The sequence below is a fragment of the Pseudarthrobacter sp. NPDC058329 genome, assembly GCF_042879835.1.
GTDB lineage: Bacteria > Actinomycetota > Actinomycetes > Actinomycetales > Micrococcaceae > Arthrobacter.
In genome coordinates this window covers 45,424-54,012 of sequence record NZ_JBHVZR010000023.1, presented here as the reverse complement: position 1 = coordinate 54,012, position 8,589 = coordinate 45,424, and the positions used below count along the sequence as shown (strand labels likewise).

The following is an 8,589-nucleotide window of genomic DNA, read 5'->3' as shown; positions in this document are numbered from 1 at the left end:
CGATGGAAGCCGGCCCTGAACGCCTTCGCCATCAGCTTCGACGGAAGAATCAACTAAATGCCAACCGTGGATCCACCGAAAATCGGACAGTCCCGAACCGCGCCAGCCCAGGCACCGCCGGCCTTGGACCGGCGGTGTTTCTGATTGCTGGACCGGCGGTGTTTCTGATTGCTGGACCGGCGGTGCTCCTGGCTTCCTAGAACGGGGGTGGGTCTGGTTGCTTGAGCGGATAGTGGACTTTTCCGGTGTCCGCTGTTTCGGTGGTGTATTGCCGGCCCAGCGGTGAACGCCATTCAAGGTCCCCGGAAGGGGACGCATGTTGATAGCTCCAGGCACCGATGGACTTCAGCGCGTGGTGCCGGCGGCAAAGCATCGCCAGGTTGCCGGGGTCGGTGGTGCCGCCGTCCTGCCACTCGATCGTGTGATCGGGCTCGCAGCCTGTGGCAGGGCGGGTGCATCCCGGGAACCGGCAGGTCCCGTCGCGGCACTGCAGGTACCGGAGGAGCGCCTTCGGCGGACGATATGCCCTGCGCGCCACGCCCAGCGCCTGGCCGGTGGCGCCGTCCGTGAACAGCAGGTACCAGGCAGGAGCCAGGGCCGCCAGACGCCGGGCGGTTGCAGCATCAACGGGGCCGTACCCTTCGAGTTCAGCCGTCCTAAACCCAACCGCCGCAGGTCCAGCCCCACCAAGATCAGCGGGCCCTGAGGCCACATCGGAGGGCTCGGCACCATTATCGGGATCCGGGTGGCCGCCAAATACCTGCCCCACCGGAATAGTCACCACGATCTCGGGCCGAAACACCCCGGAACCCACCCCGTCAGGCCCACCCAAAAGCTGGTCGGGCCCATCCGGGACAGGGCCGCCAAAGAGACGGTACGCCAGCGCCTCAGCACGAAACTCCGACAACGTACGCGAATCCGCAGCACCGCCAACTCCGGAATCAGCGCCAGGTCCGGAAACAATGCCGGCCCCACCAGCGGCGCCGTGCCCAGGAAGGTCCCTGAGCTCCGCAGCCCGCGCGCTGGCCAGCCGTGCATCATGATCGAGCCCGTTATAGATCGCCAGCCCAACCTCCGCAGTGAGGACCGCCGAGAGCGTGCACATGCCGTCCGGCTCGGCCCGGAACCATACGCCACGCTCCCGTTGGGCCGCCTGCTTGCGGGCAGCGAGGCTTTCGGGATGAAGCTGTTCACGCATCCGCCGCAGGCAGGCGCGTAGTTCAGCGGGCGTTCGCCTGCGGCCGTGCCGGGTCCGGGTGCGCCGCAGCGCAATCGATGCGAACCTCTCGGCCAGCCCGGCAGGGAGGGAACGGGCCTGATCGAGAATGATCCGGGCGTGCGCATCGGAAATTTCGCCTGCCTCAACCGCTTCGAGGACTTCCCAATGGGTTGTGGTCAGCTCCGCTGCATCATTAAGCACCCGCGCAGCCGTGCCCTCCGACAGCGCGCACGCAGTGGACACTTCGGTGACGGCGAGCGCATGGGCCTCGTTCCCGCCAAACCGTACCGGCTGGCTTTCCTGCCGCCCGGGAGCTTCCTCCGCAACAGCTTCCTCGACCCGGGCAAGGGCGCCCTGCTTCACGGCCGTGCCCCAGGCGATAAGCCTGTCAGCCGCCTGCACCATACGGACCGCACCATCCGCCGTCAGGAAGGCGGGAAGCGGGAAGCTCACCGTCCCGGCCAGAAGCGAATCCTCCCGGTCCGTGAACTCCAGAGCCGGAACCCACGCCTCGTCATCGATGACGAACGACTCAACCTCCACGCCGCACCTCCCTCCCGGAACACCACCAGCCCCTCCTCTTTGGGCCACTTTCAGACTAGGAGGAGGGTCTGACATTTATGCCTACCCTCGGATTGCGACGACGACTGCCCGTTCTGCCAGACTCCCCAAAACCAATGTGAAAACTTCCCCGGTGCGGCCCGGCATCACTGATCTAGGCGCGCGCCGCCACCACTCCCCTGCCGGGGATCGCTCCGATCAGCTGGCGGGTGTACTCGTGCGCCGGGCTGCCCAGGACCTCAGCCGTGGTCCCGATCTCCACCAGCTGTCCGGCGCGCATCACAGCGACACGGTTGGAGATCTGTTCAACCACGGCAAGGTCGTGGGAGATGAACAGGTAGCTCGGCCCGTCCCGCTCCTGCAGGCCGGCCAACAGGTCCAGGATCTGCGCCTGCACGGAAACGTCCAGGGCCGAAACGGCCTCATCCAGGACCACCAGCTCAGGACCCAGGGCAAGGGCACGGGCGATCGCCACCCGCTGGCGCTGGCCACCTGAAAGCTCAGCAGGCCGCCGTCCAGCAAAAGAAAAAGGCAGCTGCACCGAATCCAGCAGCTGCGCCACCTTGTCCGCCCGGTCCTTGGCACTGCCTTCGCCGAAGGCCCGGAGCGGCTCACCGATGCTGTCTCCCACGCTGAACCGGGGGTCCAGGGATGCGAACGGGCTCTGGAACACCACCTGGAACCGGCGCCGCAGCAGCCGGAGCTGCTCGCCCTTCGCCGACGAAAGATCCACCCCGTCGAACAACACACTGCCCGCCGTCGGCTTCTCCAGCCGCAGCAGCAGCCGGGCCACCGTGCTCTTGCCGGACCCCGACTCGCCCACCAGGGACAGCGTTTCGCCGCGGTGGATATCAAAGGAAACGTCGTCCACCGCCGTGATGCTTCCGGCGCCGCCGCGGGTCCGGGGCAGTTTGAACTCCTTGCGCAATGACGTTGCCGTGACCAGCGGAAGAGCGTCCGCAGGCGGCGCGGCTGCGGCAACTGCCTTGAGCCGCCGCGGTGACAGCCCCGGCGCGGCCGCAATCAGCTCGCGTGTGTAGGCCTCCTGCGGGTTCGCGAGCACGGATTCCGCCGGCCCCTGCTCCACAATCCGGCCATGTCGCATCACGATGATCCGGTCTGCACGGTCCGCCGCAACACCCAGGTCGTGCGTGATCAGCAGGACCGCCGTGCCGCGCTCGGCGGTCAGCAGCGCAATGTTGTCCAGGATCTGCCGCTGAACGGTGACGTCAAGGGCGCTGGTGGGCTCGTCCGCAATCACAAGCTTGGGCCGGGCCGCGAGCGCCGCGGCGATCAGGACCCGCTGCCGCATCCCGCCGGAAAACTGGTGCGGATACTGCCGGGCCCGCGCTTCCGGGTCGGTAATACCGCTCTCAGCCAGCAGCCGCACCGCGGACTCGCGGGCCGCCTTCCTGGACTGCAGCTTGTGGATGGTCAGCGACTCCGCCACCTGGTCCCCCACCTTCTGCAGCGGGTCCAGCGAGGCGGTGGGATCCTGTGGGATCAGCCCGATCTCCTTCCCCCGTACGCCCTGCCACTCCTTCGCAGTCAAGCGGCTGAGGTCGGCGCCGTCGAACCGGACCTGCCCGGCGTCGCGCCGCGCGTTGCCGGGCAGCAGGTTGATCACCGCATGCGCTGTGGTGGTCTTGCCCGAGCCGGACTCGCCGACGATGGCCACCACCTCGCCGGGATACACCTGGAAGCTGACGCCCCGGACGGCGGGCTGCGGCTGGCCATCCACCTCGTAGCTGACTTCCAGGCCCTCCACGCTGAGCAAAGGGACCGCGTTGGCGCCGGTGCTGGTCATCGGGAGCTCCTCGCCGTGGTCAGGAAAGCGTGGGAAAGCCGGTTGGTGGCGAGTACGACGGCGGCAATCACCAGGCCGGGCAGCGTCACCAGCCACCAGGCGGCCACGAGGTAGTCGCGGCCGCCTGCCACGAGTGACCCCCATTCCGAGGCTGGCGGCGGGGCGCCGAAACCGAGGAAGCTCAGGGACGAGATGGACAGGACCGCCATGCCGAACTCCAGGGCGGACAGCGCCAGGACGGGCCCTGCGGCGTTGGGCAGAACGTGGCGGAGCAGGATGGAGTGCCACCGCACCCCGGAGGAGCGGGCAGCTTCAACATAAACGGCCGTTCCCACGCGCAGTGTTTCGGAGCGCATGATGCGCGCGAAGTTGGCGATCGAGGCCACACCGACCGCTATGGCGATGTTGACCGTGCCGAATCCCAGCACGGTAATCAGGGCCAGGGACAGCAGCAGGCTGGGAATCGCCAGCAGCACATCCATCACGCGCATGATCGCGTCGTCCACCCAGCCACGGGCGGTTCCTGCCAGCAGCCCCAGCAGCGAACCGGCCACCAGGCCCACCGCAACAGCCACTGCGGTGGCGGCCAGGGATGTGGCCGAGCCGTGGACCACGCGGGAATAGAGGTCCCGGCCCAGGCTGTCGGTTCCGAACCAGTGCGTGGCCGACGGCGGTTCGAGCCGGTCGCCAGGTACCCCGTTGTCCGGCGCCCACGACGTGAAAGCGGTGGGGAAGGCTGCCCACAGCAGCACCGTGCCGAGCACCAGGACGGCCAGGACCAGTCCCGGATTCCGGCCGGCGTAGCGGGCGGCACGGACAAGGCGGCGGTGGGGCTCAGCGCCTGAAACGGCCGCCTCAGGCGCGGGCGGTTTACCGGCAGCTTGTCCGTCCAGCCTCGAATCCCGCGTCCGCTGCGAACCGGACAAAGCGGTTTCGACGTCAGTGGAGGGATCCTTTACTAGTTGCTGCGACATGCTGCCTCCTAGGCCTTGGCCGTCTTGCCCACGTTGATGCGGGGATCCACGAGCGGATAAATCAGGTCAACGATCAGGCTGGTGACCACAAAGATGGCCGCGGCCAGCACCACCAGGGTCTGGACCACCGGGATGTCCCTGCTGTTGACCGCCGTGACGGTCAGCCGGCCGATGCCCGCCCGGGAAAACACTGTTTCACTGACCACAGCGCCGGCCAGCAGGTTGCCCACCAGGATGCCGAGCATGGTGAGCGTGGGGATGGCCGCGTTGCGCAGGGCGTGGCCGAACTGGATCAGCGTCTCGCTGGCCCCCTTCGCCCTGATCTGCTCGATGTACGGCTCGCCCAGGGTCTGGTGCAGGCTGCGCGAGAGCAGCTGGGCGATCACGGCTGCGGTGGGAATGGCCAGGGTGAGCGCCGGCAGCACAAGGCTGGCGGCGCCGTCGTTCCCTATGGCAGGGAACAGCCGCAGCCGGAATGAGAACAGCTGCAGCAAAAGCAGCCCGATCCAGAACGTGGGCAGGGCGATGCCCAGCGGCGGCAGCGAGCCGAACACCTGCCGGACCCAGCGGTTCCGGCTGAAGGTGGCGGCGATGGCCAGTGCGCTGCCGAGCAGCACCGCCAGGGCAAACCCGGCGATGGCCAGCCTGATGGTCTCCGGCAGGACCTCGCCCACCGCCTGTGTGGCTGCCACGCCGTTCTTAATGGAGACGCCAAAGTCGAGCTGGAGTGCCTTGACCAGCGCTATGACGTACTGCTCGTGGAGGGGCCGGTCCAGCCCGTATTCGCTCCTGAGCTTCTCCACCAGCGCAGGGTCCACCGCATTCTGCTCATCGCCGCTGGCCATGATGCTCACGGCGTCCCCGGGCAGCAGGTACAGGATAAAGAAGGAGACGGTGTACGCGGCCCAGAGCACAAAGGCTCCCTGGAGCAGGCGTTGCCCGATATAGCGGATCATCTGGTGGCTACTTGCTGAGCCAGGCGTCGTAGAAGTCCAGGCGGCTGGAGGCTTCGAACTTCAGGCCGTGCACCTTCCCGCTGGCCGAGATGGTGGTGGACAGCTCGTACAGCGGGATCGAATGCGCGTCCTTGATCAGGGTTTCCTGCGCCTCGTCCACAAGCTTCTGGCGCGCGTCCTTGTCCAGTGCGGCTGCCTGGTCGGCCAGGACGGTGTCCACCGGCAGTGCTTCGCGGAGGTTGCTGCCGCCGCGGGCGGTGTTGGAGGCGAAGACGGTCCGGAGGACGTCCGGGTCGCTGCGGGTCAGGTTGCCGTAGGAGAAGTCGTAGTCCTTGTTGGCCTGTGCCGCGGTCACGTCGGCGATGGTGGTGAACTTCAGCTGCAGGTCCACGTCCACCGCCTTCAACTGCTGCTGCACCAGTTCCAGTACTTCCTTCGGCGACTGCCAGTACGTCACCAGGAAGGACAGTTTCTTCCCGTCCTTTTCGCGGATGCCGTCCCCGCCCGGCTTCCAGCCAGCGTCGTCCAGGAGCTTCTTTGCGCCCTCCGGATCGTGCTCCAGGAGATTGCTGAGGTCCGTGAAGAACGGCGTGGTGTGGGACAGGACGCCCTTGGCCGGCTGGTCCGCCTCGGTGAGCAGCGTTTCGGTGATTTCCTCCCGGTTGATCGCCTTGGAGATCGCCTGCCGCACCGCCGTTTCCTTCAGCTTGGGGCTGGATTCGTTCGAGTACAGGTTGTACACGACGCCCGGGTTTGCCCGGGTTTCGTTCCAGAAGCCGTTGCCGTCGAAGAGCTTGGCGTCCGCGGCCGAGATTGCCGCGGTGGCGTCGATCTGGCCGGACTGCAGGCTGCCGGTGCGGTTGCCCGCCTCCGGGATGATTTTGAACGTGACGGTATCAAGGTACGCCTCGCCCTTGTTGCTGTTCGTGGACGCCGGCCAGGCGTAACCGGCCCGGCGCGCCAGGACCGCTTCCTTGTCCACCGTGTAGCTCTGCACCGTGAACGGCCCGGAGCCGGAGAACTTGCCGGCGCAGCGGTCGGCTTCACTCAGGGCGGCCGACGCCGGGGACAGCAGTCCCAGCGTGAACGTGGACGTGGCCTGCAGGAACTGGGCATTCGGCTTGGAGAAGTCCACTACCACCGTCCTGGCGTCCTTGACCGTGACGGCCGTGACGTCGCTGAGGTAGGTGGATCCCAGGGTTGCCTTGGCGCCCAGTGCCTTGATGGCCTCGAAGTTCGTCTTCACCGACGCCGCATCAATGGGCGCTCCGTCAGCGAAGGTTGCGCCGTCACGGAGCGTGAAGGTGAAGCTGGTGGCGTCCGCGTTGGCCTCGAACTTCTCGGCCAGCCACGGGACAATCTCGCCCGTGGACGAATCCTGCGAGGTCAGGGATGCCACTGTCTGCCGGGCGATCGCGATGGCGTCGTTGTTGCCCACCTGCTGCGGATCGATGCAGCCGCGGTCCACCGAGACGGCGAAGTTCAGGTTGCCGCCCGCCGCCGGGGTGGCGTCGGCACTTTGCTGCGATCCGGCGTCGGCCGCTCCTGCGCACGAGGACAGCAGGAGGGACGCCGCGCCCAGGAAGGCCACCACGACGGCGGACTTCCGGGCGCTGCGGAACGTCGAGGTTCCGGAGGGGTTCAGGCGGTTCATGCTACGTCTTCGCTTTCTTGGCGGCGGGCAGGCGACAGGTCGCCGCGCCGGTGGGTGAGAGGGGCGCGGAGGCCCAGGTTTTCGCGGAGGTTGGTGCCCGGGTATTCGGTGCGGTACACGCCGCGTTCCTGGAGCCGGGGCACCAGGTGGTTGACGATGTCGTCCAGGCCGGTGGGGACAATCCAGGGGGTGATGTTGAACCCGTCCACGGCACCGGAGTGCGCGTATTCGGTGAGCAGGTCCGCGACGTCGTCGTAAGATCCCACCAGGCCGCGGCCGTTAATGACCGAGCGCTGGGAGACGAACTGCCGGATGGACTGCCCCTTCTCCGTGGCCTCGGCCCGCCATTCAGCGGCGAGTTCCCTGGCGCTCTTGCCGTGGAAGGCGTTGCCGCGGGTGGCGTTGGTGACGTCAACCACCGGGTCGATGTCCGGGAGCGGGCCGTCGGGATCGTATTCGGTGAGTTTCCGGCCCCAGAACTGCTCGAGGTAGGCGATGGCGGTCTGCGGGCTGACCTGCTGCTCGCGGACCCACTGGTGCTTCTCCTCGGCTTCCTTGGCGGTGGGCGCGAGGATGAATTCCTGGCCCGGGAAGATCTTGACGTCGTCGGCCGGCCTGCCTGCCTTCAGCGTCCGTGCCACGATGTCCTCGCGGAACTTCCTGGCCTGTTCCAGCCCTGCGTGGCGGGAGAAGATGACGTCCGCATTCCGGACGGCAAAGTCGCGCCCGTCGGCTGAATCGCCGGCCTGGAACAGCACCGGATGGTACTGGCTGGAGCGCGGCAGCCTGCCGGTGACCTCGACGTCGAAGCTTGCGTCCTGGCGACGTACCTGCGTGATGGCGTCGTCGGCCAGCCACCTCCGGGACTCGCGGGACCCGGCGATTGCGCCGTCAGCCCAGGAGTCCCAGATGGCTTTGGCCGTCTGGACGAACGCTTCGGCCCGGACGTACCGGTCCTCGTGCGCCAGGAACCCGCCGCGGCGGAAGTTGGCCCCGGTCCAGGCGTTGTCCGTGGTGACGATGTTCCACGCGGCCCGGCCGCCGGACAGCAGGTCCAGGCTGGCCAGCCGGTGGGCGAGGTCCGCGGGGTCGTTGTAGGTGGTGTTCTGCGTGGCCACCAGGCCGATGTTGGTGGTCACCGCGGCAAGTGCTGCGAGCGCCGTTTGGGCGTCCGGCCGGCCAGCGACATCCAGTTCGTGGATCCTGCCCAGGTGTTCGCGCAGCCGCAGTCCCTCGCCGAGGAAGAAGGCACTGAACAGGCCGCGCTCGGCGGTCTGGGCCACCCTCCGGAAGGATTCGAAGTCGGTCTGCGAGCCGCTTTCCGGTGCACGCCAGACCGTGGTGTGGTTGACGCCCTGGAAGAAGACGCCGAACTGGATGGTGCCGTCGCCGTCGATGCGGGAAGTGCTCATGAGGGT

General features: G+C 67.4%; 7 protein-coding genes. 1 reads left to right on the top strand and 6 read right to left on the bottom strand.

The window, feature by feature from the left end:
- Positions 1-200, top strand: a 200-nt coding sequence (locus ACFVYC_RS20800) for a hypothetical protein (protein WP_387553843.1), incomplete at its 5' end; no start/stop codon positions are given.
- Here ACFVYC_RS20800 and ACFVYC_RS20795 read toward each other — a convergent pair.
- The 6 genes from ACFVYC_RS20795 to ACFVYC_RS20770 all read right to left on the bottom strand — a co-directional run bounded on the left by ACFVYC_RS20795 (position 197) and on the right by ACFVYC_RS20770 (position 8,583).
- Positions 197-1,762 (bottom strand): DUF222 domain-containing protein, encoded by a 1,566-nt coding sequence (locus ACFVYC_RS20795; RefSeq protein ID WP_387553841.1) that lies wholly within the window; start codon positions 1,760-1,762, stop codon positions 197-199. The two genes, ACFVYC_RS20800 and ACFVYC_RS20795, sit on opposite strands and share 4 nt — an antisense overlap.
- A gap of 172 nt (positions 1,763-1,934) precedes the next feature.
- Positions 1,935-3,587 (bottom strand): dipeptide ABC transporter ATP-binding protein, encoded by a 1,653-nt coding sequence (locus ACFVYC_RS20790; RefSeq protein WP_387553839.1) that lies wholly within the window; start codon positions 3,585-3,587, stop codon positions 1,935-1,937.
- Entirely contained in the window at positions 3,584-4,561 is a 978-nt protein-coding gene (locus ACFVYC_RS20785; protein ID WP_387553837.1) for an ABC transporter permease, read from the bottom strand. The genes ACFVYC_RS20790 and ACFVYC_RS20785 overlap by 4 nt, the downstream gene beginning before the upstream one ends.
- A gap of 8 nt (positions 4,562-4,569) precedes the next feature.
- The gene (locus tag ACFVYC_RS20780; protein ID WP_387553835.1) at positions 4,570-5,517 is read right to left on the bottom strand and encodes an ABC transporter permease; all 948 of its coding nucleotides are present in this window, start codon (positions 5,515-5,517) and stop codon (positions 4,570-4,572) included.
- A gap of 7 nt (positions 5,518-5,524) precedes the next feature.
- Entirely contained in the window at positions 5,525-7,171 is a 1,647-nt protein-coding gene (locus ACFVYC_RS20775) for an ABC transporter substrate-binding protein (RefSeq protein ID WP_387553833.1), read from the bottom strand.
- Positions 7,168-8,583, bottom strand: coding sequence for an NtaA/DmoA family FMN-dependent monooxygenase (locus ACFVYC_RS20770; protein WP_387553831.1), 1,416 nt, complete (start codon positions 8,581-8,583; stop codon positions 7,168-7,170). Before ACFVYC_RS20770 ends, ACFVYC_RS20775 begins: the two co-directional genes overlap by 4 nt.
- Between the last annotated feature and the right edge of the window lie 6 nt (positions 8,584-8,589).

Coding starts and splice junctions, on each gene's coding strand:
- ACFVYC_RS20790 (WP_387553839.1), bottom strand. CDS start 3,587: ATGACCAGCACCGGCGCCAACGCGGTCCCTTTGCTCAGCGTGGAGGGC.
- ACFVYC_RS20775 (WP_387553833.1), bottom strand. CDS start 7,171: ATGAACCGCCTGAACCCCTCCGGAACCTCGACGTTCCGCAGCGCCCGG.
- ACFVYC_RS20770 (WP_387553831.1), bottom strand. CDS start 8,583: ATGAGCACTTCCCGCATCGACGGCGACGGCACCATCCAGTTCGGCGTC.
- ACFVYC_RS20780 (WP_387553835.1), bottom strand. CDS start 5,517: ATGATCCGCTATATCGGGCAACGCCTGCTCCAGGGAGCCTTTGTGCTC.
- ACFVYC_RS20785 (WP_387553837.1), bottom strand. CDS start 4,561: ATGTCGCAGCAACTAGTAAAGGATCCCTCCACTGACGTCGAAACCGCT.